The sequence below is a fragment of the Streptococcus pluranimalium genome (assembly GCF_047785745.1).
Classification (GTDB): domain Bacteria; phylum Bacillota; class Bacilli; order Lactobacillales; family Streptococcaceae; genus Streptococcus; species Streptococcus pluranimalium_B.
Window position 1 is genome coordinate 1 of sequence record NZ_JBLOJT010000017.1, and the last position, 26,393, is coordinate 26,393.

Genomic DNA, 26,393 nt, shown 5'->3' on the forward strand with positions numbered 1-26,393 from the left:
GCCAATACGCTCAATGTAAGCTTGCTTTTGGTCATTGACAGCTTCATCGCCATCGACATCATAATAAAGCAAGAATTTCACCGCATCTGCACCTGATTCTTTGATACGCTTAGCTGCCCAAACATCAAGACAGTCTGGCAAGCGACTAGTTGTAGTGGCATCATAACCTGTTTTTTCATAGGCTAGCAACAATCCTGCCTCTTCATGACGAACCTTAGTCGCTGGAAGACCATATTCAGGATCAAGAAGAATAGATGACGCATATGGTGTAAGCTCCTCTGAAACTAAACATTTGAGCTCTTCGATTTGAGCAATCGTTGGTTCTGTGTCTTGGTGTTGTGCCATCATACGTTTGAGTGCTCCGCGTTGATCAAAAGCCAGGGCGGAGATAATCCCATTGTTACTCAACTTTGTCATTGATTGGCGTTTGTTTTCGGTTAGGGTTAAAGTCATTTCTTGTTATACCTCTCTTACATTAAGTGCTTGATAAAGTCCATCGTAATTAGCCATATTAACATGTCCAGTTGTCTTTTCCTGAGCATTCAGCATGCCTAAAACATTAGCTTTTTTCAACAAAACCTCATCTGTTTCTTCATTAGCTAGTCCTGAAGCAATTCCTGCAACCGTAGAGTCTCCAGATCCAACTGGATTAACCACCTCTATTTTAGGAATGTCCACCTTATAAAAAGTCTCGCCATGTTTAGCAAAAGCGCCATCAGCTCCTAGCGAAACGATTATCCATTCGATGCCATCAAATAAGGGTTGTTGCAATACTTCTTTTAGTTCCTCGACGTCTTTGCCAACCTCTCGTCCCAAAAGTTGCGCTAATTCATCTCTGTTAGGTTTGATAACAGTTGGTTTATCATCACCTTTTAGTACAGCTTCCAGCATACTACCAGAACAGTCTAGAACGGTCTTTTTACCAAATAAATTAGCCAAACGAATCAAACGACCATAGTAATTTTCAGGCATTCCAGCTGGTAAACTACCAGACATGGTCACAACATCGACACCTTCTAAAATGTATTTAAAATGATTGGCAAAACCATCAGCTTCATCAGGATCTACTAATGGACCTTGCTCAAGGATTTCGGTTTGTTGACCATCATGCAAAATGGCGATACAGTTTCTAGTTTCTCCAGAAATTTTAAAGAAACGTTTTTGGATATCTGTTGGTAAATGATGCTGGATGAAGTCTCCGAGTTCACCACCTAAGCAACCAGTAACCGTCACAGATTCACCAAAGTCATTTAAAACACGCGCAACATTTAATCCTTTTCCTCCAGGGGTCTTGCTCGCATCTGCAACACGATTAACCGTATCCACAGCTAAATTCGGCAAATGATACGAGATATCAACCGATGGATTTAAAGTAACGGTTAAAATCATTTTCTCTCCTTCAATCGATGATGACAAAAAAAGAAAGATTATCTAAAGACTTTGTTACAAGATAAAACTGCCTAGATAAATCTTTCTTTTCATTTTTACAGTATTACCTCATTAATGATTAGTGGTATCAAGTTAATCATGGTACTCGCCACGATCCCATTTTTCTAAAAATTCATCAAAGAAGTGAGGATCATCTTGCCCATCATGATGGTTTTCAACATGAGCAATTTTAGCGATAAGTTTTTTATTCTCCTCAGTTTCTGTATACTCTGCATTAATGAAAGCATCAAGGATATCATTCATCAATAAACCACCAATAACTTTAGCACCAAAGCCAATGACATTAGCATTTAACTCTTCTTTAGCATAAACTGCTGTCGCCAAATCGCGAACCAAGGCAGAACGAATGCCATTGACTTTATTAACAGCATTGTTAATACCTACACCTGTACCACAGATACATACTCCTAAATCTGCTTCACCTGAAGCTACAGCTTCACCTACTTTTTTTCCGAAAATAGGATAGTGGGTACGTGTATTGTCATAAGTACCAAAGTCTAGAACCTCATGACCTTTAGATTTTAAGAAGTCTGAAACTTCCATTTTTTCACGTGTCACAATATGATCACATCCAATAGCAATTTTCATATTCAAACTCCTTTTTAGCACATTTTATTAAGCATATCCACACGGATTTGATGACGTCCACCATCATAATCAGCCGCTAGAAACTCTCTCGCAATATTTTTAGCTAGTGTTTCTCCTACCAATTCTGCACCTACTGTAATAATGCGTGAGTTATTATGACCTCGAGTCATATAAGCCGAACGCTCATCAGATACTTCTGCTGCTACCATTCCCTTCACTTTAGTAGCTACCATGAATGGACCAGCACCAAAAGCATCAAATACAATACCTAAGTTGTCATCAGATTTATTCACTTCTGCGACAACAGCTAGTGTGTTATCAACAAAATCTTTTTCAAGGTCTGTCGTATCAACAATAGTATGTCCTAATTCTTCTAAATACGTTTTAACAATTTCTTTTAAGTGATGTCCATGTGCATCTGCACCTAAAATAACTGACATAAAAACCTCTCTTCTAAATCAGTCTTATGACTGTTTTGCTTCATAAGCTGCGTTACGTTTTTTCATTTCTTTCACATACCAAGCAAAGAGTGCTAAGTAGATAACCGTAAAGATAATGAAGGTAATAACCGCTGAAATTTGACCAGTTGTCGCTTGCCCGATAAAGTAACCAAATAATTTTTCCATTGGTCCTTCAAGGGTTGAGTGGGTAATCATAGATCCTGCTTGAGCTCCTGCTGGGAAAGCACCTACTTTTTTCGCTAATTCAGTCGCAAATGGTGCAATCATCGTACCTGATAAGAGGAATAATGGCAATAGCAAAGATCCAAAAATAATCATACGAAGCAATCTTCCTCGCGTCACAACAAGAAGGGCAGGTGTAAGACCCATTGCGATGATACCCGCTAACGGTAAAATACCGTTTCCAACTTTTGAAAGTAACACTGCTTCAATCAGCATGATTGGTGCTAAGATGTTAGCACACGCCCAAATTTCAGCACGACCAGCGATGAATGGCCAGTCCAAACCGATGTTAAAACGACGGCCAGCCATTTTTGAATTTGCAAAATCTGTAATACCTTGAGATAAAGGCTCAACAGCAGCGATAAACCAAGAACCAATCAAAGAGAATAACTCCAAGCAGGCACCCGCTGTAAATCCAAGTGCAAACCAACTGCTGATAGATTCTCTGGTGAAGCTTGGGTCACCCATAATACCAATGACAAAACCAAGGATCATACCAATAAAGAATTTAGAACCCCAGAAACCGATTGCTTTGTTAAGCTTAGCAGCATCGAAGTCATATTTATCCAAACCTGGGAAAAATTTATCAAAAATTTTATCAAAAATCATGATGACAGGATTCAACATATAGTTCATGTGAGTAGAGGTCATTGGAGAGTGAGACCCTGTTCCCATCAAGTCATCAAATGTTGGTTTCATCAAATCTGAGTTGATGATTTTCAAAACCCCTACCAAAACAATTGCAATGGTTGCGATAATCACAGCAAGAATTATTGGCAAATTATTACGCTCTGCATACCACATGATTAAAAGACCTGTGATCGATAAATGCCAAATATTGAAAATATCAACATCTAAAGTGTTCGTTTTCTTCATGATAATCATGACAATATTGATTAGTAACATGATTAACAAGAAATATAAGGTATAAGGTGATCCCCATGTGATAGTCGCAAGTGGTGCCCAACCAACGTCAATGACATTCAAACTAATACCTGTATTTTCGACAAACGATTGCAATGATGCTGAAAAGGCGCTAGTTAAAATATTAATAATCGCACCAATACCCGTCAAGGCAATCGCCAGTTTAATCCCACCTTCTAAGGCTTTGGAAAATTTGACACCAAAGGCCATGGCCAATACCGTCATGACAATAAGCATGACAACACCTGATCCCATGTCAATAATTGGTGTAAAAATATTATTGACTATATCTAGAAATCCTTGCATGATAATAACCCTCTTCTAAAAAACCAAAATTAACTTAATCCTTTTTCCGTAATCACACGCTCAAGCTCAGCAAAAACTGGTTCACTCATTGTCGGAATACGATATAAGATTGGACCTGCTTCTACTACTGGAATTGGAACGTCAAATCCTAAATCTGTTTTAGCGATCGGTGTGAAAATATCATATTTGCTAACCATTTCCTCGGTAATATCTTTAACCATCACGGCATCACAATGAACGTTGAAGCCTTTTTCAGACATTTTTGTTTCAATCGCATCTTTGATTTGATGACTTGAGTTTACGCCGGCGCCACATGCTGCTAAAATTTTAATCATTTGTAAATACTCCTTTTTCTGTTAAATATTGTGTAAGACTTTCTTTATCATTGCCAAGATTATGTAAATGTTCTAAATTGCCCTTGGTAGTGAAAAATGTAATTAAATTTGAAAGAATATCCGTTTGCCCTTCCTTTTTACTATTAACAATAAAAAAGAAATCTTGGACATAACAATCTTCCTCAGGGTTTATCATATGTTTAAAAATCAAAGGTTTGTCATTTTTGACATAAACAACCTGATTAACTAAACAGTATTGGATTTCTGTATGAGGAATAGCAGCAAATAAAATATCTGACCCATCCTTCAAGTCAACTTTTAAACCGGTGGGAAATTCCTCCTCTCTATCTCTTAATGCTTGTCGATAGTCTTTGGTCACATAGTTGACTGATTCCAGATAATCCGAGACAACCTCAAACAACTCTGCTTGCGAGCCCACATTTGTAAAAACAATATTTTGTGACATTAATTCCTCCTCATGTGTTTCAGAAATCGTTTACAATTAATATACTAACTTGACTTTGTTTTTTTGTCAACAGTTTTTTGTTTTTTATTTTTTATTTTTGTTTGTTTTTGTTTGTTAAAGAATAAATAACCTAGCTTTTTTTCTAAAAAATTGATATACTTACAATATAAAAACTATTCATGATTATTATTAATATAAAACTCGAACACAAGGTAACATGTTATGATAAAAAAAGAGCGATTACTAAAAATTTTAGAAGAGGTCAATAAAAAAGGAGTTATCAATATCAATGATATTGTCTCTGAGTTAGAAGTATCCGATATGACTATTAGACGTGACCTCGCCGAATTAGAAAAAGAAGGAAAATTATTACGGATACATGGCGGAGCTCAAAGTATCGAGTCAGGCATTCCAACAGAGCGTTCCAATACTGAAAAACAATCACTCCAAACAGTTGAGAAGGAAGAAATCGCATGTTTGGCTGCATCATTAGTTCACGAAGGAGAGACCTTATTTATTGGTCCTGGTACAACCCTAGAAGCTTTCGCACGAAAACTTACAAAGCGGCGTATTAGAGTCATTACTAATAGCCTTCCTATTTTTGACATTTTGAAGGATAGCAAGAGTATTGATCTTATTTTACTTGGTGGTGAATATCGGCCAATTACAGGAGCATTTGTCGGTTCACTGACAAATAAATCTCTGGGAAATCTTTCTTTTTCAAAAGCATTTGTCAGTGCTAACGGTATTCACAATAACAATATTTCAACATATAGCGAAAATGAGGGACTTGTACAACAAATAGCTCTCGAAAAAGCCATGAAGAAATACCTCCTCTTAGATAAGAGTAAGTTTAATAAATTTGACTTCTATGATTTCTATACCTTAGACAAGATAGACTATCTTTTAACTGACACTAAAGCCTCTCAACTACAGATTCAAACGTTACAAAATTTAACTACCGTAATATCACAACAATAAGTAAAGAAGCAGCACAACTTTACACAGATGAATAGCTAGTTTAGGTGCAAATAACAGTGATTCCAAGAAAAAATCAGGATATTAGGCATAAACCCCCACTACAGTTGATAAAAAGGTTATATTCATCTCAATTATCTATCCATATGTCATTGATCAATGTCATTAATACCAAAAACACCTCTGTTAAAATAACAGAGGTGTTTCATAAGGAGTTTACAAAATGATTAATTAATATTTTCCCATTTCCATTCTTGAACTTCTGGGATATCGTCACCATGTTCACGAATGTACTCTTTATGGTAGGCAACTTTTTCAGACATCTCATCTTTGAAAGCTTTTGCTTCTACACCATAAACGGCATCTGCTGCATCTTGAGCAATATGGAAGCGGTCAAGTTCTGACATGACACGCATATCAAATGGTGTTGTAATGTCACCATGTTCACGGTAGCCATGAACACGAAGATTATGGTTGTGACGTGCGAAGAAAATATCACGAATCATATTTTCATAGCCATGGAAGCCAAAGATAACTGGTTTGTCAGTTGTAAAGACTTTGTCAAATTCTTCATCAGACAAGCCACGAGGGTCAACATCTGGATGGCGAAGTTTAAGAATATCAACCACATTGACAAAGCGAATCTTAAGCTCTGGGAAGGCTTGGTGAAGAATTGAAATACCTGCTAGAACTTCAAGGTTTGGCTCAGTACCAGCTGCTGCAAAGACCACATCTGGTTCTTCATTCTCTGAAACAGTTGATGCCCAATCAATAACTTTATAGCCTTTTTCAACCAATTCAGCTGCTTCTTCAGTTGAATAGAATTGAGGACGTGGGTGTTTTGAAGTAACAATCAAGTTGATCACATCTTCATCTTTAAAGGCTTTATCTGCCACAGCTAAGAGTGAGTTAGCATCTGCTGGCAAGTATTCGCGGATAAATTCTGGTGTTTTTTCTGACAAGTGTGTCAAGATTCCTGGATCTTGGTGAGTGTAACCATTATGGTCTTGTTGGAAAACAGTTGATGTCGCAATCAAGTTCAATGCAGGGTAGTTTTTACGCCATGTTGTATGCGTTTTTGATTTACGCAACCATTTGAAATGTTGAGTAATCATGGTATCTACAACACGTAAGAATGACTCATATGATGCGAAGAATCCATGACGACCTGTCAAGACGTAACCCTCAAGAAGACCTTCCGCTTGGTGTTCGGATAATTGTGAGTCAATAACACGTCCCGCTGGAGCAATCCATTCATCATAAGAAGCATCGCGACGTCCCATCCATTGACGATTGGTTTTCTTGAAGACTTCTTGGAGACGGTTTGATTTTGTTTCATCAGGACCGAAGATACGGAAGTTATCTGGGTTAGCTTCCACAAGGTCAGCAGAATATTTCCCGAATTCAATCATATCTTGTGCCATAATAGCACCCGGAGTCTCAATATCAAAGGCATGTTTTTTCCAATCAGCTGTGTTCATAGCTTTGATCACACCAGCGTTGGTGATTGGATTCATAGCCATACGCTTATCTCCTGCCGGAGCAATTTCTGCGATTTCAGGTACAAGACGTCCTCGGTCATCGAAGAGTTCTTCTGGGCGGTAGGCTTTGAGCCAGTCAAGGAGAGCATCGACATGTTCCATGTGATGAGCATTTACTGGAATCGGTACTTGATGAGCACGCCAGCCACCTGCGATTGGAGTACCTTCCCAGCTTTCTGGACCAGTCCAACCTTTTGGAATACGAGCAACTAACACTGGCCATGTAGGTTGAGTAGCCTCTTCGCCAGAGCCTTTACGCGCTTCGGTTTGAATTGCTTTGATTGCTTCGATAGCTTGGTCTAATTTTTCAGCAAATAATTTGTGAGAAACATCGAAATCCGCACTAACAGCTGTGACATCTGCGAAGATTGGATTCCAACCTAGACCTTTGAAGAAGAGTTCTAATTCTTCGTCAGTCTTTCGTTCTAAAATCGTTGGATTGTGAATTTTACCGCCATTGAGGTAAAGAATTGGAAGTACAGCACCATCGTTGACTGGGTTGATGAAGGTATTTGCCAACCAACCCGCCATAAGTGGACCAGTTTCAGCTTCACCATCACCGATAACTGTCGCAGCGATTGTATCAGGATTATCGAGGATTGCACCCGCTGCGTGAGAGAGTGCGTATCCAAGTTCCCCACCCTCGTGGATAGATCCTGGTGTTTCAGGTGCTGCGTGAGAGGCGATACCGCCTGGGAATGAGAAGATTTTACAGAGTTGTTTGAACCCTTCTTCTGTTTGTGGGATGTTTGGATTCAACTCTGTGTATGAACCATCAAGGTAAGAGTTGGACACCATAACTTGTCCACCATGACCAGGACCTTCGATGTAGAAGATATCCGCATCGTATTTATTGATGGCACGGTTGAGGTGAGCGTAGATGAAGTTTTGTCCTGGAACAGTTCCCCAGTGTCCGATTGGGTGAGCTTTCAAGTCATTCTCAACCACATCGCGTTTTAAGAGTGGATTATCTTTCAAATACATTTGAGCAGCTGAGATATAGTTAGCTGCACGCCACCAAGCATCTACTTTTCCTAAATATTCTTTTGAATTGAAATCAGTCATTATCGTCTCCTTTGTGAGTTGCTTAACATATCCTTAGAAAGTAAAACTTGTGATTTTTCGCAAGCGATATCCTCACAAGTTTACGTCTTTTTTAATTGTCAAAGTCGTCTGGATTAGATTCAATCAAGACTTTATATTCTTTACCACCCATTACAGATTCAAAGGCTTCTCGCCATTCTTCTAATGGGAATTTTTTGGTAATCATTTTTTCAATATTGATAGCACCAGTATTGAGTAGGTGGATTGCAATTGGCCAATCAAATGGGTTTTGAGAACGGCTACCAATGTATTCTATTTCACGTTGAATAATAGCATTGGTGTCTAACTCAACTTTGTGTTTTGCAAAGAGTCCAACTTGAACAAAGCGTCCACGTTTTTTCATCAATGGGAAGACTTGATTGACTGCAGGAGCTGCGCCTGAGGCATCATAAGCTTTATCAACTCCGTAGCCATTTGTATGTTCCATGACAATAGATTCTAAGTCCTCAGTGAGCGTGTCTACAACTACATCTGCCCCAAGTTCCTTGGCAAATGCCAAACGCTCAGCATCTTGAGTAATACCTGTCATAATAACAAAGGCACCTAAATGTTTAGCAATTTGCAAGAGTAGCAATCCAATTGGACCAGGTCCCATGATGATGATTTTATCGTGCAAACTCAATTTAGATTTTTGATACATGGCATGGACACAACAAGCCAACGGCTCTGTCATAGCAGCACCTTCATAACTTAGCGTATCCGGTAAGATATGAACACTTTCTTCTCTAGTCAACACGTAATTAGCCATTGATCCATTTTGTTGAGAACCAATTCCCTTACGGGTCATAGCAAGATTATAGAGTTTGTCATGAGTGTAAATATCAGTACTTGTCTCATAAGTTGTTTCGCTAGTCACGCGGTCACCAACTTTAACTTTAGTAACCTTATCACCGACAGCAACAACAACACCTGCAAATTCATGTCCAAGAACAACAGGTTCAGTAGGGTTAATGTACTCACCCTTAAAGGTATGGATATCTGATCCACAAATTCCTGTGAAAGCTACTTTAATGAGTACCTTATCACCTTCTGCTTTAGGAACATCTAGTTCATAGAAGTCCATTTGATCATATCCTGGTGCTGTTTTAAAAACGCCCATCATTTTTTCTGGAATACTCATTTTTTATTTTCCCCCAATTATATAAAGCCTTGACAATTAAATGATTTATTATAAGATACCTTTAACCAAGTTTGAAAGTGGTACAAAGATCCAGTTAAGAATGTTACCACCAGTATCGAAGTTAGAAATTTGTGATGCTCCTTTAGGGAAGTCAACAACACCTTCTGCCATTTGGGTCAATACAGGTGCATAGTTTGTAGCCATCCATAGAGCAAATGTGATAACAACTGTAAGTGAAATTACTGAATGTAAAATGTTACCTTTACGTGTTGGCACAACCAAAGCTGCAAAGAATGGAATTGTCGCCAAGTCAGCAAATGGAAGGACACGGTTTCCTGGTAGCAAGACAGCAATCAAAAGTGTGATTGGAACCATGAGAAGCCCTGTTGAAAGAGCAGCTGGTGAACCTGTTGCAAGAGCAGCATCCATTCCAAGGAAGATTTCACGGTCACCGTAACGTTTTTGAAGCATAGATTGTGCAGCTTCTTGGATAGGAATCAATCCTTCCATCAAAATTTTAACCATACGAGGAAGGATGAACATAACAGCACCCATAGCCATCGCAGTTTGAAGAACGTTAGTAAGGTCGTAGCCACCAAGAATAGCCATCGCACCACCGATGATGATACCCATAATCATTGGTTCACCGAAGATACCAAAACGTTTTTGAATTGTTTCTGGATCCACATCAAGATCACCGATGCCAGGAATTTTACTTACTGCCCATGCTACTGGAATACCGATAAGAGCGTACCCTTGAGCAGAACCTGTTGAAATAGATACCCCTTCAAGTCCATAGTACTCTTGAACGTAAGGAGCTGTTTTATCAGCAATAATTTGAACAATAACAGTGTAGATAACACCACAGATAATTCCCCAGAAGAAGTTACCAGTGATAATGTAACCTGTTGCTGCTGCCGCACTCATATGCCAGTAGTTCCAAATATCGATATTAAGCGTTTTAGTCCAGTTAAGCGCTAACATTATCAAGTTAACAATAAGAATAACTGGAATCATAACAGCTGCAATTGGTTGCGCCCATGTTGCTGCTGAAACTGCTGGCCAACCAGCATCTACAATTGTAAGGTTAAGACCAAAACGTTCTACCATCGCTTGCGCTGCAGGTCCGACGTTATCTGACAAAAGTGCCAAAACCAAACTAATTCCAAGCATACCAATCCCAACTGTCAAGCCAGAAACAACAGCTTTACGAACTGGTACACGGAAGACCATCGCTAAGATGAAGATAATGATTGGAAGGACTACACTTGAGCCCATGTTCAAAATCCCTTGAACAATATTAGTTAATGATTCCATATTTTTCTCCTTTTGAAAAAATATTATTTTATGACAATCGATTAGTTACCTTGAATTTTAGCAATTTCATCAAGGATTTCTTGTTCTACTTTAGCCTGGTTAATTCCAGTTAGGAAGGCCATTGCTTTAATAGCAGGGATACGATATTCCGTTGGAAGCATTGTTGTAGTGATTAGAATATCGTTTGAATCTTGAAGTGATGCTGCTTCTGCAATTTTAATTTGAGTGATTTGAGCATCGATATTGTTACGAGCAAATAAATCCTCAATTTTTTTCAAAACAACAGTTGATGTTGCAATACCTGCACCACAAGCCACTAATACTTTAACTTTAGACATAATAATTTCTCCTTTTATAAATGATTTGTTTTAACTAATTGAATAACCTCTTCGGAGCTTTTTGCCTGCTTAAGCTCAGATAGGATTTCTTTATTTTGTAAGAGTCCCATTAAGGACTGTAGCATTTCGAGTTGTGAATGTGGCTCATTTAGCCCTAACACAAATGCGATTTCTACAGAAATATCTTGGTTAATATCCTCCATGCTTTTGAAGCCAACTGGACTTGTCGTCACCACTGCCAAAAATTCTTTTAAGACACATTCAGCATCTGTGTGGGGAATTGCGACACCCATATCTTCTAACTGTAAGCCTGTGGGAAATGTTGCTTCTCTAGCCTTAATACGTTCTAAAAAGTCTTCTCGAACATAGCCTAATGAAAAGGCTTTATCATATATTTTTTCAAAGAACTCGTTTTGAGATGTAAAAGATTCATTTAAGAAAATTAATTCTGGAACGACATAATCTTGTAATGTTACGGCTTCCGTCATTCTTTTCTCCCCCTTCAATTTATTTATCAATAATTAGTTTCAAGAATTCTGGCTCTGTTTTTGATTCCCACAATTGATCGATAAAGGTCATTTGATCTATTTTGGAGTAAATACTAATCAAAGCATCTTTATACAACAATTCATCTTCCTCTGTAATCGAGATTAGCATCACTACTTTTACCATATTGCTACCCCATCTTATCGGACGTTGTAGAGTTAGCATGACTAACTGCGATTCACCAACAACCACTGGATCTGCATGTGGTAAAGCAACTCCTGTATACAAACTCGTACTTCCCATTTTTTCACGGGATAATATAGATTTTAAGTATTCAGGATTTAATCTATTTGCCTCAGAAGACAGTTCAACTAGTTTGTCAATACATTGATCAACATCTTTTAAATCAAGCTGTAGAGATACAGAATTTCCTAAAAGTTTTTGAACCAAAGATTTGGTATAAACAGATTTATTTTCAATTACAGAAAGCATTCTTCTTCCACCACTCAGAAGTTCTGAATAACGGGACTGAATAAGCTGGAAATCAGAATCAGTTAAAATTGGACTGATAAAGACAAATTTAGGACTTGATGCATCTATGTAAATAGAACTAATAATCAAATCAGCAGTTGCAATTTTATCTGCCGTCAACTTAGCACTATCAATTTTTATCAGACGATCAAATGTAGAAATGATACGATTCAAGGAATTCATAATTAATTCAGTTGTAGCAATTCCTTGAGGTGAAACCAAATATATTGTTAGAGGTTTAGCCAACTTCTCAATAGCAATTTCAAAATGGACTGTTAGTAGAGCCACTTCTCCATCAGTCATTTCAATCGCAAAACTATCTGCCAACTGCTTACTAGATAACCAAACGATATTATAAAGAACACTGTATTTCTTTTTAATTTCTTCAGTTATATCATTATTAATCACAATCTTATTCATAAGACGAAATACCATAGGTTGAATATGACTTGTTAGCATTCGCTCTAAATAATGATCATTTCCTAAATCAATACCTAATAAATTACCGACTCTAGCAATAAAAGATTGTACAGCCTCAATTAGTTTAGAACTGTCCATCAAATCACTTCGCTCATATCCTACAGATAATAATGAGTATGCGATATTAATGACTTCACTACTTGGAATATCTACTGAATCAATACCACTAATGTCCCTAAATAGATCGGTTGCAAAACTATAGACTTCGTAATACTGTAAATTATCGGTTAAATCACTCATGGGCTCTTGTTTTAAAACATTGCCCAATTGGAACCGTTTCTTAGAGACTAACAAATCTAACAGTAAATAAAGCCGATATTGATCCCCTATCACAAATTTATAACTATCTGAGTAAAATGACAAAGCTCTTTGAACAATCTCAATATCATTTTTTTCAAAAAAACTATTGAAAGATACTTCTTGTTTAAGGTTTTCAACAGATAACTGGAGATGTTTAATGAAAAAATTTCTAAGATATTTTCTAATATCACTCTCCAGTCCTGAGACAATAGCCACCCCATGGTTTCTTACTAAAGAAATGTCGAAACCGTCGAAACTAGATTCTAGTTTTTCTAGACCTCTTCTAATAGAACTTTCACTGACATAATTTTTAATAGACCAATCAATGATGTCAACGACACCATCTTCAAAGAATAAACTTTTAAGAAGTAAAAATTCTTTTGAGATATTGGTCGTTTGAATACTTTCTGGATTAAATTGCTTGAGAATAAAATCTGTTAATTGCTTTTTTTGGCTTTCAGTAACAAGTAATTTTATTCCACGTCTAGGGATCTTCTCAATATCAGAAACCTTGCCTTTCAATGCCAACTTAAGCGTGTCTACATCAGAATAAACTGTCTTTGTTGATACAGAATATTTCTCTGCTAACGTTTTAGCAGTTAAAAAGCCCTCTACTGAAACTAAATCTTGTAAGATACTTATTTGCCTTTGATTCATTTAACGTCCTTTCCTTTATGATAATTACATTTTAAATTATCGTCCACAAAAATGAAAACCTTTTCATTTCCACATAAATGTGGAAGTGTCGATATTGTTAGGACATTTCCATTGATATTTCCACAATACAAAATGATTGCTGTATATTGCTAAAATAGCCTTATAATATTGCAGTTGATTGACTTTCCTCAAACTACTATACGATATTAATGTAATGGATTATACTATTATTGAATCAATTTACCTTTTCCATAGTGGAACTTCCACATTTATTCTGGAACTTCCATCATAAATTCAATTGACAACTCATTATTAAAAAGGTTTTTCCCCAACTACAATAATAGACACAACCGTAATAATGATATGATAAAATTCCTCCTCAATATTAATGACAAAAAAATCCTTGATTTCTCAAGGATTTTTCTCTCTTATCAATACTTCCTAAACCTCTCATACCTTTCTTTCAACAACTGCTCTAGAGGCAATTGTTTAAGATAATCTAGTTCTTTACTTAAATTCTCTTTTAGCATATCAGCTATTTCACTTGAAAAATATCCATGTTCCGGGATAACTTTATCAACTACTCCCATATTGAGAAGTTCACCAGCTGTAATTTTCATCAATTCTGCTGCTTCTGGAGCACGGGTCCCATCTTTCCACAAAATCGAGGCAAAGCCTTCTGGACTCAAAACAGCATAGATCGTATGCTCTAACATCCAAACACGATCCGCAACTGCTAATGCCAAAGCTCCACCAGAACCACCTTCGCCAATAATAATGGCGATAATAGGCACCTTAAGGTCACTCATCTCAAGTAGGTTTCGCGCAATAGCTTCACCCTGTCCTCGTTCTTCCGCGCCAACCCCAGGGTAAGCACCAGCCGTATTAATAAAAGTAACAATCGGACGACCAAACTTCTCAGCTTGCTTCATAAAACGTAAGGCCTTACGATAGCCTTCTGGATGAGGCTGCCCAAAATTACGATGAAGATTATCTTGTAAATTCTTTCCTTTTTGAATACCAATAACAGTGACTGGCTGACCATCCAAACGGGCAAGTCCTGCAATAACAGCACCATCATCTGAAAATTGACGATCCCCATGCAACTCAATAAAATCTTCAAAAAGAGTCTCAGCATAATCCAAAGCAGTCATACGATGTTGATCACGTGCTTCTTTTAAAATTCTTGACACATCACTCATGACACACCTCCATGGAAAGCCAAAAGTGTCCCAATCACTTGTGGTAAAACTGTTCTTTTGACAATTTTATCCACAAAACCATGTTCTAGAAGAAATTCCGCCTTTTGAAAGTCCTCTGGCAAGTCCTGCTTCACTGTTGTTTCAATAACACGACGACCAGCAAAGCCCACCAAGGTCTGAGGTTCTGCTAAGATAATATCTCCTTCCATGGCAAAACTAGCTGTAACACCACCCGTCGTGGGATCTGTAAGAACAGTCAGATAAAAGAGGCCTGCTTCAGAATGGCGTTTAACAGCAGCTGAAATCTTAGCCATCTGCATGAGTGACATAATCCCCTCTTGCATGCGAGCACCGCCTGAAGCTGTAAAAATAACTACTGGTAGTTTCTCTTTGGTTGCCAATTCAAACAAACGCGTAATTTTCTCTCCAACAACTGTTCCCATAGAAGCCATGATAAAGTTAGCATCCATAATAGCCAAGGCAGTTTTTTGACCCTCAATTTCAGCCAATCCCGTCAAAACAGCCTCATCTAAGCCAGTTTTTTCACGTGCCTGAGCCAATTTTTCTTGGTATTTTGGAAAACGCAATGGATCTCTAGTCTCAATCCCAGAAAATAATTCCTCGAAAGTACCCTCATCAGCCGTAATAGCTAAACGTTCTAAAGCCGAAATTCTAAAGTTATAGGAACAGGTCGGACAAATTTTAGCTAAACCTAAATCCTTCTGATAGATTAAATGTTTGCAAGCAGGACACTTAGCAAACAACTCATCAGGAACCTCAGGTTTAGGTGTACTCTCTCCCTTAAACGATCGATTAGGATTAATTCTAAAATACTTATCCTTCTTATCAAATAAGCCCATACATCACCTTTCTAGTCAGTCAAGGTCTCTTCTTTCTGATACTCTGGTAAAAATTGTTCCATTAAAAACGATGTGTCATAGTCACCAGCAATCACATGTTTATCGGAAATCAAGTCCAACTGGAAGTCAGCATTAGTCACCAAACCTTCCACTTCAAATTCGTACAAAGCACGTTGCATCTTCATCAGAGCATCGAAACGATTTTCCCCGTGTACAATGATTTTTGCAATCATACTGTCATAATATGGCGGAATGGTATAACCATTATAAACAGCCGAATCCACGCGAAGACCAACACCACCGGCAGGCATATGAAGCTCAGTAATCTTCCCAGGACTTGGCGCAAAGTTAAATTTAGGATTTTCAGCATTAATGCGACATTCAATAGCGTGACCAGAAATGACAATATCTTCTTGCTTAACTGACAATTCTAGTCCAGCGGCAATTTTAATCTGCTCCTTGACAATATCAACCCCTGTTACAAATTCAGTCACAGGATGTTCTACTTGAACACGCGTATTCATCTCCATAAAGTAGAAATTGCCAGAATGCTCATCTAAAAGAAATTCAATTGTCCCAGCATTAACATAAGAAACAGCCTCGGCAGCACGGACAGCAGCACTCCCCAACTCTTGACGAAGTGTTTTCCCAATCGCTACAGAAGGGCTTTCTTCCAAAACTTTTTGGTTATTACGTTGCAAAGAACAATCGCGCTCTCCTAGGTGAACGATATGGCCAAAACTGTCTCCCAAAATCTGGACTTCAATATGGCGAGCCGGATAGACAACTTTTTCAATATACATAGCACCATTACCAAAAGCAGCCAATGCTTCTTGTGAAGCAGATTCAAAAGCCACAGCCAGATCTTCTTCCTGCTCAACCTTACGAATACCCTTACCACCACCACCGGCAGAAGCTTTTAGCATAACTGGATAACCAATGTGACTAGCAATCTCAAGCGCTTGGTCAGCAGTGTGGACTTCCCCATCAGATCCAGGAATAACAGGAACACCTGCTGCAATCATCTCACGACGAGCATTGATCTTATCTCCCATCTTATCCATAACCTGTGCAGAAGGACCGATGAAACTAATATTCATCTCCTCACACATAGTAGCAAACTTTGAATTCTCACTTAAAAAGCCAAAGCCTGGATGAATGGCTTCAGCTCCAGTAACAATGGCAGCAGACAAGACAGAACTCATATTCAAATACGAGTCTGTCGAACGTGCCGGCCCAATACAGATAGCCTCATCAGCCAAAATAGTATGAAGGGCATCCTTATCAGCTTCCGAGTAAACAGCAACCGTAGCAATACCTAATTCACGCGCCGCACGAATAATCCGCACTGCGATTTCACCACGATTCGCAATCAGTAGCTTTTTAAACATTTGATTTCTCCTTTACCACAAACCTAAACAATAGATTTGTCAAAAGTTTTAATTCCCAATGGCAAATGTCAGTGTTCCACTAGCAGCCAACTTGCCATCAACTTCAGCTTTAGCTTCCACCACAGCAATACTCCCACGGCGCTTAACAAATTTAGCCGTCATCACCAGCTGATCTCCAGGAACAACCTGTTTTTTAAACTTAACCTTATCCATGCCAGCATAGAAAACCAATTTCCCCTTATTTTCTTCTTTAGATAATTCCAAAACACCAGCTGTCTGTGCCAAAGCTTCCATAATCAGAACACCTGGCATAACTGGATATTCTGGAAAATGTCCATTGAAGAAGGGTTCATTAATAGTAACATTTTTGATCGCAACAATCTCATCATCGCTAGACTCCAACACACGATCAACTAAAAGCATAGGATAACGATGAGGCAGTGCTTCGCGAATAGCCTTGATATCAATCATTTAATACGCACCAATCCTTGTCCGTACTCAATCACATCTTCATCAGCAACCAAGATGTCTGTCACCACACCATCGCGTGGCGCAGGTACTTCATTCATCACCTTCATGGCCTCAATGATCATCAAGGTTTGACCTTTCTTAACCGAGTCCCCAACCGACACAAACTTGGCTTTGTCAGGCGCCGGTGCTAAATAAGCCACACCAACCAAAGGACTCTCTACAAGATCCCCTTCTGCAGTTTGAGATGACTGTGAGTCAACTTGATCCACAACTACTTCTGCATTAACATCAGAAGCAGGCACTGCAGGTTTAACTGGCTCTGAAATAGCGCTAGCTGGCGCTAATACTGGCAATTCTTGACGTTCATTTTTACTAAAACGCAACTCTTTACCATCTTGTTTAAACGAAAATTCACGAAGACTAGACTCATCAAATTGAGTCATCAAGTCCTTAATTTCTGAAAGATTCACCTTTAATCCTCCCAACGTTTGAAAGCAAGAACCGCATTATGCCCACCAAATCCAAACGTATTAGAAATGGCATAGCGAACATCTGCCTCAAGCCCTTGTCCCATCACAACATTAGCTTCTATATCCTCTGATAATTCTTGAGTTCCTGCTGTCATATGAATAAAACCATGACGCATACTCTCAATAGTTGCAATAGCTTCAACAGCACCAGTCGCTCCTAGTAAATGTCCTGTAAATGACTTGGTTGAAGACACCGGAACATCTTTACCCAAAACAGCAACAATAGCTTGGCTTTCACCTTTTTCATTAGCTGGAGTTGACGTTCCATGAGCATTGACATAATCAACATCACTTGGCTCGATACCAGCTTCTGAGATAGCTAGTTTCATAGCCTTAGCAGCACCTGATCCATCTGGAGATGGACTCGTTTGATGGTAAGCATCACAAGTATTACCGTAACCAACAACCTCAGCCAAGATAGTCGCACCACGTTTTTGAGCATGCTCCAAGCTCTCTACAACTAACACTCCTGCACCCTCTCCCATGACAAAACCATTACGATCCTTATCAAATGGAATAGCTGAACGCTTAGGATCTTCTGTTGTTGAGAGAGCTGTCAAAGCATTGAAGCCACCAATACCAATTTCATTGATGGTACTTTCAGATCCACCCGCTAAAACAACATCTTGGAGACCAAACTTAATCTCACGGAAAGCTTCTCCAATAGCATCATTGGCGGAAGCACAAGCCGTCGTAATCGACTTACAAACACCATTAGCGCCGATACGAAGAGCAATATTCCCAGCACCCATATTAGAAAGAGCTTTTGGAATAAACATTGGTTGGATTCGCTTAATCCCCTTCTCATGCATACGGATAATCTGCTCTTGCATCTCCTGTAGACCACCGATACCAGATGAAACAATAACCCCAACACGATCACGATCAACCGTATCCATATCAAGATCAGCATTTTCTAAGGCTTCTAAAGTCGCATAAATAGCATAAAGTGAATACATATCCATTCGATTCTTGTCCTTACGAACAAAATACTTATCAAATGGAAAATCTTGGATTTCCCCTGCATTGTGCACAGGAATGTCTGAAGTATCAAACTTTGTAATTGGTTTTATACCAATTGTACCAGATTCTAAGCTTTTCCAAAACTCTTGAGGTGTATTTCCAATAGGTGATGTAACACCGTACCCTGTAATCACGACACGATTCGTTGACATAAATTCTCCTTTGCTCCATTTACAAACGGTTTCACTCATTTCTTCAATGCTATTACAATCAAGTCAAGCAACAAGTGCTTAAATCATGGTCATACCGCCATCAATAGCAAGTACTTGACCTGTTAGATACTCTTGTTCTGCTAAAAAGGCAGCAACTTGAGCAACTTCTTGTGGTTTACCAATGCGTTTCATTGGAATTTGTCCTAGAATGCCATCCTTCATTTTCTCAGGAATAGCATCCGTCATATCTGATTCAATAAAACCAGGTGCAATCACATTGACACGAACCCCACGCGCAGCTACTTCTTTAGCCACTGATTTTGAAAATCCAATCAAGCCAGCCTTGGAAGCTGCATAGTTTGCTTGACCAACATTACCAGTCAAACCAACCACGGATGATACATTGATGATAGCTCCTTGACGCGCTTTAGTCATTGGCTTCAAAACAGCCTGGGTCATATTAAAAGCACCAGTTAAATTGATCTTTAGGACCTTCTCAAAATCCTCTTCCGTCATTTTTAACATCAACTTATCATTGGTAATCCCAGCGTTATTAACAAGAATATCAACACTACCCAAGACCTCAATGGCTTCATCAACCATACGTTTAGCATCAGCTTCTTGAGAAATATCCCCTGAAACACCAATCACTTTAACATCGTATTCGGAAAATTCTTGTAAAAATTCCTCCGAAATTTCAGAACGCCCATTTAAGATGACATTAGCACCACGACGAGCAAATTCATGGGCAATTCCCAATCCAATTCCACGCGTAGAACCTGTTACAAAAACATTTTTAGCTTTAATTTCCATTTTTTCCTCACTTATTGATACAGCAATGCTTCCAAACTTGCTAAATCATTGACAGCAAACGTTGGCAGATTCTTATCAATTTTTTTGATAAATCCTGATAAAACTTTTCCAGGACCAATTTCAATAACCCTATCAACACCAAATGCCTGGATTTCAGCAATTGATTCATAAAATCTAACAGGTTCCATAACCTGGCGCGCTAATAAAGATTTTATAGCCTCTTTCTTCATGATAGTAGCCTCTGTATTCCCAACTAGAGGAAGTTTAAAGTCATTAAAGGCTACCTCCTCTAGAACTTCTGCTAATCCTTGACTAGCCTGTTCCAGTAAAGCAGTGTGAAAAGGACCTGAAACTTGAAGTGGAATCATGCGTTTGACACCTGTTTCCTTTAGGATATCTACCGCCTTATCAACTGCAGCTACCTCTCCACCAATAACAATTTGTTGAGGCGTATTGTAGTTAGCAGGACTAACAACGCCCAAATCAGAAGCTTTCTGACAAGCTTCTTCAATCAGAGCAACATCCGCATTCATGATCGCAACCATCTTACCACTTCCTGCTGGTGCAGCTTCCTCCATTAGTTGACCACGTTTAGCAACCAATTGTAAAGCAGTCTCAAAATCCAAAGGACCTGCTGCAACTAAAGCGGAATATTCTCCTAGAGACAACCCTGCTACAATATCAGGAGAGATTCCCTTTTCTATTAAAAGCTTATAAATCGCTACAGAAGTCGTCAAAATAGCAGGTTGGGTAAACCTAGTCTGATTCAATTTATCTTGGTCCTCATCAATTAAGTGACGAATATCATACCCCAAAATCTGACTTGCCTGTTCAAAGGTGGCTTTAACAATGTCAAAATGCTCATCCAAGTCACGAGCCATCCCCAATGATTGCGCTCCTTGACCGGCAAATAAAAAGGCTGTTTTTGTCATTTTTTCTCCTTAGTTAATCCAGAAGATCTGTCCAACGTTTAGCTTCTTCAGCAATCACAGTTTTGGCACCAGTATACAAATCTTCTAAAATCTCAGCGCAAGTTTCTTCCTTACTCACTAACCCAGCAATTTGCCCAGCCATGACCGAACCATTAACCACGTCACCATCAACAACTGCATTGCGCAGAGCACCAGCACCTAACTCTTCGATTTCTTCAGCTGATTTTTTCCCAGCAAGAAAATCCTTCTCAGCTTGGCTATATACCGTCGCCAATTTATTCTTAATAGCACGAACAGGGTGTCCAACAACCGAAGCTGAAACGACTGTATCAATATCTTTAGCCTTCAAGACTTTATCTTTAAACGCTTGATGAGCATTTGACTCTTTAGCGACTACAAAACGTGTCCCAACTTGGACCGCTTCAGCTCCCAGCATGAAGCCAGCTGCCATACCATGTCCATCTGCGATACCACCTGCCGCAATAACAGGAATATCGATAGCTTCTACAACTTGACGAACTAAGGTCATGGTTGTCAATTTTCCGATATGACCACCAGCTTCCATACCTTCAGCAATCACAGCATCAACACCTAATTTTTCCATTCTTTTGGCCAATGCTACACTAGGTACCACTGGAATGACCGTAATTCCAGCAGCGTGTAACCGTTCCATATACTTCCCAGGGTTACCAGCACCAGTCGTTACAACCTTGACACCTTCTTCAATCACTAAATCTACAATATCATCAGCAAAAGGCGATAAGAGCATAATGTTGACACCAAAAGGCTTATCTGTGATAGATTTAACTTTATCAATATTGGCTTTGACTACCTCCTTAGGGGCATTCCCACCACCAATGATTCCTAGACCACCTGCTTTAGACACAGCGCCAGCAAGATCACCATCAGCAACCCAAGCCATTCCACCTTGGAAAATAGGATATCTTATATTTAAGAGCTCTGTAATACGTGTTTTCATAAATTATCTACACAATACTTTCTGTTTTAAATGATTTGATAATCAAATTATATAATTAAAATAAGAAGGAGTGGGAGACAAATCAGATAGAAAACTATCATAATTTTATCGTCCCACTCCCCTAAGTCAGCTTATTATTAAACATTAAAATATGACTCACTGACCTTAGGGACTGAGTTGTTCTCAGCCTCTAGAACCTTATTTTGTTTTTTCTTCAACGTAAGCAACCAAGTCACCTACTGTGTTAAGTCCTTCTTCAGTTTCGATTTGGATATCAAACTCATCTTCAATTTCAGAAATAACTTGGAAAACATCAAGTGAATCAGCATCGAGGTCGTCGAAAGTTGTTTCCATTTTCACTTCTTCTGCTTCTTTACCAAGTTCTTCCACGATAATTTCTTGTACTTTATCAAATACTGCCATGATTTTTTCTCCTTAAAAATAAATAATATATATATAATCGTGCATTTCGCACAAAGTTAACTAAATTTTAACAATTAGATTTCCCCATGTCAAACCTCCACCAAAAGCTGAAAGAAAAATTGTTTGAGTACCATCTAATCGAATCAAACCACGCTCTACACTTTCTGATAACAAAATAGGGATACTAGCTCCACTCGTGTTACCATAGTCTTGCATATTGGCCAAAAACTTATCGCGATCTACCGAAACTTTTTTAGCCATCTTATCCAGAATTCTGACATTAGCCTGATGTAATAAAAAATAATCAATTTCTAAATCTTTATTGACATCTAACAATTGACGAATACTTTCCGAAACTGTCCTGATTGTGAAATCAAAAACTGCTCTCCCATCCATCTGCAAATAATAAGATTCCTGATCAATCACCTGACTATAAGGCGATAGCAAACCTTTGTTACCAGATTGCAAACATTGCCACTGCTCTCCTTTGGTGTTAAGTGACTCTGCTAAAAAGTGTTGCGCATCTGCTGCTTCTAACAGAACTCCACCTGCTCCATCACCAAAAAGGACTGCTGTCGAACGATCCGTCCAATCTAAAACTTTAGACATGACCTCCGCACCAATAATCAAGCCCTTTCGATACTGACCAGAAGCAATGAATTTTTCAGCGGTCGCAAGCGCAAAGACAAAACCGCTACAAGCTGCCGTTACATCAAAAGCAAAAGCATTTTGAGCTTTGATATTTCCTTGTACTTTAGCAGCTACAGAAGGCATATTGCTATCAGGTGTAATCGTCGCAACAATGAGAAAATCTAACTCACTAGCACTTAAAACAGCCTTCTTCAATAAAGACTCCGCTACCCTTGTTGCTAAATCGCTAGTTTGCTCACATTGAGAAATATGGCGTTGCTTAATACCAGTTCGACTAGCAATCCATTCATCACTTGTTTCCAAAATTTGAGATAAATCATCATTAGTAACAATATGATTGGGTGCATAGTGAGCTACTTGTGAAATTTTTGCAAAACCCATCTATTTAAGGTCCTCCAAAAACTGATTAAGATTTTTCAAACCACGACTCATCACTTCAAACTCCTGCTCATCAAAACCATCAGTAATCTTTTCTACCATATTCATATGGAATTTGTGATGTAGGCGGAACAAAAGACGCCCCTTTTGTGAAAGACTCAGATGAACCACACGACGATCTACATTAGATCTTGTACGAATAATGTAACCTTTTTTTTCTAGTTTATTTAAACTAGTGGTCACCGTACCTAAAGTAACCATCAAAGCTTTAGCAATGTCGCTAGGTGTCGCATTAGGAGTATTACCAATTTCATCAATGGTATGCATCTCTTTGATAGAAACATCATTAAAACGGCTTGTCTTTAAACTTGTTTCCTCAATGATAAGTATATTATTAAAAACACCTACTAGGTAGTCATTGATTTCATTGTAATCCACCGAAATAACCTCCATAAACTTTGACTATCAAATTATATCAAAGGTGAAATTATTTTGCAAGGATTTTCTAAATGTCTAAATGTTAAGAAAGAGGAATTATTTAAACAACCCATTTCCAGTAAAAGAGGGGCGTCTTCTATCTGCATGAGCTTTAACACCTTCTTTAAAATCATCTTGAAACGCCAAGCGTTCCTGCCAATACAGCTCCTTAGCAGCATAGCTTTCCCAATCAGAAAAGAAACTCTCCCATACCAGCTGCTTCATAGCTGCATAAGAATTAAATGACCCACGCTTCAATCGTTTAATCAAGCGGTCACGCGTCTTACCTAATTTTTCTGATTCACAAGTTTTATAAACAAAACCATATTCTTCAGCCTTCTCGGCTGAAACAGCTTCACCTGTCATCGCTAATTGAGTTGCACGATTAATTCCTAATGAACGTGTGAGCAGAAAAAGACCACCTGCATCAGGAGCCAAACCAACGTTTACAAACGCTTGAATAAACTTAGACTTGTCACTAGCAATACAAAAATCAGATGCTATAGCTAAGTTAAAGGCTGCCCCGGCAACAGCGCCATCTGTACACATAATCACCGGTTTAGGAAGCTGTTTTATTTTAAATGCAATATCTTGTACATATCTTGCTATATCTACTAATGATTCAACATCATCTTCCGAAACAGCCCTCTCCATCTCAATCAAATCACCGCCAACTGAAAAAACAGATCCTTCCGCTTCAATAACTAACATTTGAACTTCAGAGCTTTGCTCAAGAGTTGCTAGCACATCTATTATTTCTAAGCACATTGGGATATTGAAACCATTATTAGCCTGTTCTCGTATAAAAGTTAAAGTAGCAACTTTATCTTCTATCTCATATCGAATTGTACTATAAGCCATTTCTACCTCTATTCATTTGATTGTTAAATAATTTCGCTTTCAAAGTATATCACAAAAATAATATTTTTCAAATCATAAAACGAATCTTCTATAATTCCAAGTCCAAACTTAAGAAATTATTCCGATAAAATAAATATCAAACAGCGGTCATATATAGTTTAAATCTTGTAAATCATCTGAAATTTGTTATAATTTTTTCTAACACACGTTACCCAGGAGTATATTCATGAAAGTCACAAAATTTGGTGGTAGTTCCTTAGCATCAGCTCAACAATTACAAAAAGTTTTAAATATTGTCAAAAGTGATGGCGAGAGACGCTTTATCGTCGTATCTGCGCCAGGAAAAAGAGACGCACAAGATACCAAAGTAACCGATGCTCTCATCCAATACTACAATCACTATAAAAACAACCAAGATACTAGCGCTGATAAAGCTTGGATCATTCAAAGATATCGTGATATAGCAACTGAACTTCATGTCGATTTAAGCATTATCAGCACAATCCAAAAATCTATCGAAAGTCTTGAACGCCTAACTATCACAAATAACCCTTATCTTTACGATACTTTCCTTGCAGCAGGGGAAGACAATAATGCTAAGCTAATTGCTGCTTTTTTTAAAGAAAATGGTTTAGATGCTATTTACCTTCATCCTAGCGATGCAGGTCTCTTCGTTTCCAGTGAACCACAAAATGCTAGACTACTGCCAAGTAGCTACGAGCATATTCAAAAATTACGACAAGGAAAACAAATTTATGTTATTCCAGGCTTCTTTGGCGTCACCATGGATAACAATATTTGCACCTTCTCTAGGGGAGGCTCAGATATTACTGGTTCATTGATTGCCGCTGGAATTCACGCTGAGCTTTACGAAAATTTCACTGATGTTGACGGTATTTTTGCCGCACACCCCGGTGTTGTCAATAAACCACATTCTATCAGTGAACTAACATATAAAGAAATGCGTGAATTAGCTTATGCAGGTTTCTCAGTCTTACATGATGAAGCCTTAATCCCAGTTTATCGCTCAAAAATTCCTCTTGTCATCAAAAACACAAATAACCCTAGTCATCCTGGGACCAAGGTTACTTTAAAGCACGAAACACTTGATTTACCTGTTGTGGGAATATCTGGTGATGATAAATTTGTCAGCATTAATATCTCAAAATACTTGATGAATAGAGAAATTGGATTTGGTCGTAAAGTCCTACAAATTCTTGAAGAACTTAATATTCGCTGGGAGCACATACCAACTGGTATTGATGACATGTCTATTGTTCTTAGAGAACGTGAATTAACTCCTGAAAAAGAAGAAAGAATTGTAGACTACCTACAAAATGAACTTCATGTTGACGACTTAGAAATCGAAAAAGAACTCTCTATCATCATGATTGTAGGAGAGAACATGAAAAATCATATTGGTATTACAGCTTCTGCAACAAAAGCATTATCAGAAAAAAATATTAACCTAGAAATGATTTCACAAGGATCAAGCGAAGTCTCAATTATGTTCGTCATTAAATCTAAAGAAGAAAAAGCAGCCATACAAGCTCTCTACTCTGCCTTTTTCTAGTCCATCATAATTTTAATATGATGCGATAACCTAAAGAATTGATATCATCTCATTTGGCATGGTATCAATTTTTC

28 protein-coding genes are annotated in these 26,393 nt (G+C 38.3%); 2 read left to right on the forward strand and 26 right to left on the reverse strand.

The features are described 5' to 3' along the window. From ACMZ6U_RS03710 to ACMZ6U_RS03740, 7 genes are all read right to left on the reverse strand, one after another. Window positions 1-453 (reverse strand): tagatose 1,6-diphosphate aldolase (locus tag ACMZ6U_RS03710; protein WP_416106360.1); only part of this gene is annotated, 453 nt, incomplete at its 3' end. Between the two features lie 6 nt (window positions 454-459). Then, window positions 460-1,389, reverse strand: coding sequence for a tagatose-6-phosphate kinase (locus ACMZ6U_RS03715; RefSeq protein WP_416106362.1), 930 nt, complete (start codon window positions 1,387-1,389; stop codon window positions 460-462). Between the two features lie 132 nt (window positions 1,390-1,521). Next, complete coding sequence (lacB, locus tag ACMZ6U_RS03720; protein WP_416106364.1) at window positions 1,522-2,037, reverse strand: galactose-6-phosphate isomerase subunit LacB; 516 nt, start codon at window positions 2,035-2,037, stop codon at window positions 1,522-1,524. A 14-nt stretch (window positions 2,038-2,051) separates the two neighbouring features. Then, on the reverse strand, window positions 2,052-2,477 hold the full coding sequence (gene lacA, locus ACMZ6U_RS03725) for a galactose-6-phosphate isomerase subunit LacA (RefSeq protein WP_115129676.1): 426 nt from the start codon (window positions 2,475-2,477) through the stop codon (window positions 2,052-2,054). Between the two features lie 24 nt (window positions 2,478-2,501). Beyond that, window positions 2,502-3,950: a PTS transporter subunit IIC gene (locus ACMZ6U_RS03730; protein ID WP_416106366.1), complete on the reverse strand. Its 1,449-nt coding sequence runs from the start codon at window positions 3,948-3,950 to the stop codon at window positions 2,502-2,504. Window positions 3,951-3,979: 29 nt separating this feature from the next. Next, on the reverse strand, window positions 3,980-4,285 hold the full coding sequence (locus tag ACMZ6U_RS03735; protein WP_115129674.1) for a PTS sugar transporter subunit IIB: 306 nt from the start codon (window positions 4,283-4,285) through the stop codon (window positions 3,980-3,982). Further along, on the reverse strand, window positions 4,278-4,751 hold the full coding sequence (locus tag ACMZ6U_RS03740) for a PTS sugar transporter subunit IIA (RefSeq protein ID WP_416106368.1): 474 nt from the start codon (window positions 4,749-4,751) through the stop codon (window positions 4,278-4,280). The genes ACMZ6U_RS03735 and ACMZ6U_RS03740 overlap by 8 nt, the downstream gene beginning before the upstream one ends. 222 nt (window positions 4,752-4,973) lie before the next feature. Here ACMZ6U_RS03740 and ACMZ6U_RS03745 point away from each other — a divergent pair, with 222 nt between their 5' ends. Further along, a complete protein-coding gene (locus ACMZ6U_RS03745) occupies window positions 4,974-5,732 on the forward strand; it encodes a DeoR/GlpR family DNA-binding transcription regulator (protein WP_416106370.1) in 759 nt (252 codons plus the stop codon). 224 nt (window positions 5,733-5,956) lie between these two features. On the opposite strand, the gene ACMZ6U_RS03750 is transcribed toward ACMZ6U_RS03745, so the two are convergent. From ACMZ6U_RS03750 to ACMZ6U_RS03840, 19 genes are all read right to left on the reverse strand, one after another. Beyond that, on the reverse strand, window positions 5,957-8,335 hold the full coding sequence (locus ACMZ6U_RS03750; RefSeq protein ID WP_416106372.1) for a phosphoketolase: 2,379 nt from the start codon (window positions 8,333-8,335) through the stop codon (window positions 5,957-5,959). Window positions 8,336-8,426: 91 nt separating this feature from the next. Next, on the reverse strand, window positions 8,427-9,494 hold the full coding sequence (locus tag ACMZ6U_RS03755) for a zinc-binding dehydrogenase (protein WP_416106373.1): 1,068 nt from the start codon (window positions 9,492-9,494) through the stop codon (window positions 8,427-8,429). Window positions 9,495-9,542: 48 nt separating this feature from the next. Further along, window positions 9,543-10,811 carry a PTS galactitol transporter subunit IIC gene (locus ACMZ6U_RS03760; RefSeq protein ID WP_416106375.1) on the reverse strand — a complete coding sequence of 423 codons (1,269 nt, stop codon included), beginning with the start codon at window positions 10,809-10,811 and terminating at the stop codon, window positions 9,543-9,545. Between the two features lie 41 nt (window positions 10,812-10,852). Beyond that, window positions 10,853-11,149 carry a PTS sugar transporter subunit IIB gene (locus tag ACMZ6U_RS03765; RefSeq protein ID WP_104967257.1) on the reverse strand — a complete coding sequence of 99 codons (297 nt, stop codon included), beginning with the start codon at window positions 11,147-11,149 and terminating at the stop codon, window positions 10,853-10,855. Between the two features lie 14 nt (window positions 11,150-11,163). Beyond that, on the reverse strand, window positions 11,164-11,637 hold the full coding sequence (locus ACMZ6U_RS03770; protein WP_416106377.1) for a PTS sugar transporter subunit IIA: 474 nt from the start codon (window positions 11,635-11,637) through the stop codon (window positions 11,164-11,166). Between the two features lie 19 nt (window positions 11,638-11,656). After that, window positions 11,657-13,603 carry a BglG family transcription antiterminator gene (locus ACMZ6U_RS03775; RefSeq protein WP_416106378.1) on the reverse strand — a complete coding sequence of 649 codons (1,947 nt, stop codon included), beginning with the start codon at window positions 13,601-13,603 and terminating at the stop codon, window positions 11,657-11,659. A gap of 431 nt (window positions 13,604-14,034) precedes the next feature. After that, window positions 14,035-14,805: an acetyl-CoA carboxylase carboxyl transferase subunit alpha gene (locus tag ACMZ6U_RS03780; protein ID WP_416106380.1), complete on the reverse strand. Its 771-nt coding sequence runs from the start codon at window positions 14,803-14,805 to the stop codon at window positions 14,035-14,037. Next, complete coding sequence (gene accD, locus ACMZ6U_RS03785; RefSeq protein WP_416106382.1) at window positions 14,802-15,665, reverse strand: acetyl-CoA carboxylase, carboxyltransferase subunit beta; 864 nt, start codon at window positions 15,663-15,665, stop codon at window positions 14,802-14,804. The genes ACMZ6U_RS03780 and accD overlap by 4 nt, the downstream gene beginning before the upstream one ends. Before the next feature lie 11 nt (window positions 15,666-15,676). Continuing rightward, complete coding sequence (locus ACMZ6U_RS03790) at window positions 15,677-17,056, reverse strand: acetyl-CoA carboxylase biotin carboxylase subunit (RefSeq protein ID WP_416106383.1); 1,380 nt, start codon at window positions 17,054-17,056, stop codon at window positions 15,677-15,679. 48 nt (window positions 17,057-17,104) lie between these two features. Beyond that, the gene (gene fabZ, locus ACMZ6U_RS03795) at window positions 17,105-17,527 is read right to left on the reverse strand and encodes a 3-hydroxyacyl-ACP dehydratase FabZ (protein WP_104967251.1); all 423 of its coding nucleotides are present in this window, start codon (window positions 17,525-17,527) and stop codon (window positions 17,105-17,107) included. Further along, window positions 17,524-17,997: an acetyl-CoA carboxylase biotin carboxyl carrier protein gene (gene accB / locus ACMZ6U_RS03800; protein ID WP_416106385.1), complete on the reverse strand. Its 474-nt coding sequence runs from the start codon at window positions 17,995-17,997 to the stop codon at window positions 17,524-17,526. Before accB ends, fabZ begins: the two co-directional genes overlap by 4 nt. Before the next feature lie 2 nt (window positions 17,998-17,999). After that, window positions 18,000-19,232: a beta-ketoacyl-ACP synthase II gene (gene fabF, locus ACMZ6U_RS03805; RefSeq protein ID WP_416106387.1), complete on the reverse strand. Its 1,233-nt coding sequence runs from the start codon at window positions 19,230-19,232 to the stop codon at window positions 18,000-18,002. 78 nt (window positions 19,233-19,310) lie between these two features. Beyond that, on the reverse strand, window positions 19,311-20,045 hold the full coding sequence (fabG, locus tag ACMZ6U_RS03810) for a 3-oxoacyl-[acyl-carrier-protein] reductase (protein ID WP_416106389.1): 735 nt from the start codon (window positions 20,043-20,045) through the stop codon (window positions 19,311-19,313). An 11-nt stretch (window positions 20,046-20,056) separates the two neighbouring features. After that, a complete protein-coding gene (gene fabD / locus ACMZ6U_RS03815; RefSeq protein ID WP_416106391.1) occupies window positions 20,057-20,977 on the reverse strand; it encodes an ACP S-malonyltransferase in 921 nt (306 codons plus the stop codon). A 13-nt stretch (window positions 20,978-20,990) separates the two neighbouring features. Beyond that, window positions 20,991-21,956 carry an enoyl-[acyl-carrier-protein] reductase FabK gene (gene fabK, locus ACMZ6U_RS03820; protein ID WP_416106393.1) on the reverse strand — a complete coding sequence of 322 codons (966 nt, stop codon included), beginning with the start codon at window positions 21,954-21,956 and terminating at the stop codon, window positions 20,991-20,993. A 198-nt stretch (window positions 21,957-22,154) separates the two neighbouring features. Beyond that, complete coding sequence (locus ACMZ6U_RS03825) at window positions 22,155-22,379, reverse strand: acyl carrier protein (protein ID WP_104967245.1); 225 nt, start codon at window positions 22,377-22,379, stop codon at window positions 22,155-22,157. A gap of 60 nt (window positions 22,380-22,439) precedes the next feature. Beyond that, window positions 22,440-23,411 (reverse strand): beta-ketoacyl-ACP synthase III, encoded by a 972-nt coding sequence (locus tag ACMZ6U_RS03830; protein WP_416106395.1) that lies wholly within the window; start codon window positions 23,409-23,411, stop codon window positions 22,440-22,442. Further along, on the reverse strand, window positions 23,412-23,846 hold the full coding sequence (locus tag ACMZ6U_RS03835; protein WP_416106397.1) for a MarR family winged helix-turn-helix transcriptional regulator: 435 nt from the start codon (window positions 23,844-23,846) through the stop codon (window positions 23,412-23,414). Between the two features lie 96 nt (window positions 23,847-23,942). Then, a complete protein-coding gene (locus ACMZ6U_RS03840) occupies window positions 23,943-24,746 on the reverse strand; it encodes an enoyl-CoA hydratase (RefSeq protein WP_416106399.1) in 804 nt (267 codons plus the stop codon). 226 nt (window positions 24,747-24,972) lie between these two features. Between ACMZ6U_RS03840 and ACMZ6U_RS03845 the strand changes: the two genes are divergently transcribed. Next, a complete protein-coding gene (locus tag ACMZ6U_RS03845; RefSeq protein ID WP_416106401.1) occupies window positions 24,973-26,319 on the forward strand; it encodes an aspartate kinase in 1,347 nt (448 codons plus the stop codon). Window positions 26,320-26,393: the final 74 nt, after the last annotated feature.

What these genes read in the sequence shown, in the direction of transcription:
- ACMZ6U_RS03715 (WP_416106362.1), bottom strand. Translation starts at nt 1,389, where the DNA reads ATGATTTTAACCGTTACTTTAAATCCATCGGTTGATATCTCGTATCAT.
- lacB (WP_416106364.1), bottom strand. Translation starts at nt 2,037, where the DNA reads ATGAAAATTGCTATTGGATGTGATCATATTGTGACACGTGAAAAAATG.
- lacA (WP_115129676.1), bottom strand. Translation starts at nt 2,477, where the DNA reads ATGTCAGTTATTTTAGGTGCAGATGCACATGGACATCACTTAAAAGAA.
- ACMZ6U_RS03730 (WP_416106366.1), bottom strand. Translation starts at nt 3,950, where the DNA reads ATGCAAGGATTTCTAGATATAGTCAATAATATTTTTACACCAATTATT.
- ACMZ6U_RS03735 (WP_115129674.1), bottom strand. Translation starts at nt 4,285, where the DNA reads ATGATTAAAATTTTAGCAGCATGTGGCGCCGGCGTAAACTCAAGTCAT.
- ACMZ6U_RS03740 (WP_416106368.1), bottom strand. Translation starts at nt 4,751, where the DNA reads ATGTCACAAAATATTGTTTTTACAAATGTGGGCTCGCAAGCAGAGTTG.
- ACMZ6U_RS03745 (WP_416106370.1), top strand. Translation starts at nt 4,974, where the DNA reads ATGATAAAAAAAGAGCGATTACTAAAAATTTTAGAAGAGGTCAATAAA.
- ACMZ6U_RS03750 (WP_416106372.1), bottom strand. Translation starts at nt 8,335, where the DNA reads ATGACTGATTTCAATTCAAAAGAATATTTAGGAAAAGTAGATGCTTGG.
- ACMZ6U_RS03755 (WP_416106373.1), bottom strand. Translation starts at nt 9,494, where the DNA reads ATGAGTATTCCAGAAAAAATGATGGGCGTTTTTAAAACAGCACCAGGA.
- ACMZ6U_RS03760 (WP_416106375.1), bottom strand. Translation starts at nt 10,811, where the DNA reads ATGGAATCATTAACTAATATTGTTCAAGGGATTTTGAACATGGGCTCA.
- ACMZ6U_RS03765 (WP_104967257.1), bottom strand. Translation starts at nt 11,149, where the DNA reads ATGTCTAAAGTTAAAGTATTAGTGGCTTGTGGTGCAGGTATTGCAACA.
- ACMZ6U_RS03770 (WP_416106377.1), bottom strand. Translation starts at nt 11,637, where the DNA reads ATGACGGAAGCCGTAACATTACAAGATTATGTCGTTCCAGAATTAATT.
- ACMZ6U_RS03775 (WP_416106378.1), bottom strand. Translation starts at nt 13,603, where the DNA reads ATGAATCAAAGGCAAATAAGTATCTTACAAGATTTAGTTTCAGTAGAG.
- ACMZ6U_RS03780 (WP_416106380.1), bottom strand. Translation starts at nt 14,805, where the DNA reads ATGAGTGATGTGTCAAGAATTTTAAAAGAAGCACGTGATCAACATCGT.
- accD (WP_416106382.1), bottom strand. Translation starts at nt 15,665, where the DNA reads ATGGGCTTATTTGATAAGAAGGATAAGTATTTTAGAATTAATCCTAAT.
- ACMZ6U_RS03790 (WP_416106383.1), bottom strand. Translation starts at nt 17,056, where the DNA reads ATGTTTAAAAAGCTACTGATTGCGAATCGTGGTGAAATCGCAGTGCGG.
- fabZ (WP_104967251.1), bottom strand. Translation starts at nt 17,527, where the DNA reads ATGATTGATATCAAGGCTATTCGCGAAGCACTGCCTCATCGTTATCCT.
- fabF (WP_416106387.1), bottom strand. Translation starts at nt 19,232, where the DNA reads ATGTCAACGAATCGTGTCGTGATTACAGGGTACGGTGTTACATCACCT.
- fabG (WP_416106389.1), bottom strand. Translation starts at nt 20,045, where the DNA reads ATGGAAATTAAAGCTAAAAATGTTTTTGTAACAGGTTCTACGCGTGGA.
- fabD (WP_416106391.1), bottom strand. Translation starts at nt 20,977, where the DNA reads ATGACAAAAACAGCCTTTTTATTTGCCGGTCAAGGAGCGCAATCATTG.
- fabK (WP_416106393.1), bottom strand. Translation starts at nt 21,956, where the DNA reads ATGAAAACACGTATTACAGAGCTCTTAAATATAAGATATCCTATTTTC.
- ACMZ6U_RS03825 (WP_104967245.1), bottom strand. Translation starts at nt 22,379, where the DNA reads ATGGCAGTATTTGATAAAGTACAAGAAATTATCGTGGAAGAACTTGGT.
- ACMZ6U_RS03830 (WP_416106395.1), bottom strand. Translation starts at nt 23,411, where the DNA reads ATGGGTTTTGCAAAAATTTCACAAGTAGCTCACTATGCACCCAATCAT.
- ACMZ6U_RS03840 (WP_416106399.1), bottom strand. Translation starts at nt 24,746, where the DNA reads ATGGCTTATAGTACAATTCGATATGAGATAGAAGATAAAGTTGCTACT.
- ACMZ6U_RS03845 (WP_416106401.1), top strand. Translation starts at nt 24,973, where the DNA reads ATGAAAGTCACAAAATTTGGTGGTAGTTCCTTAGCATCAGCTCAACAA.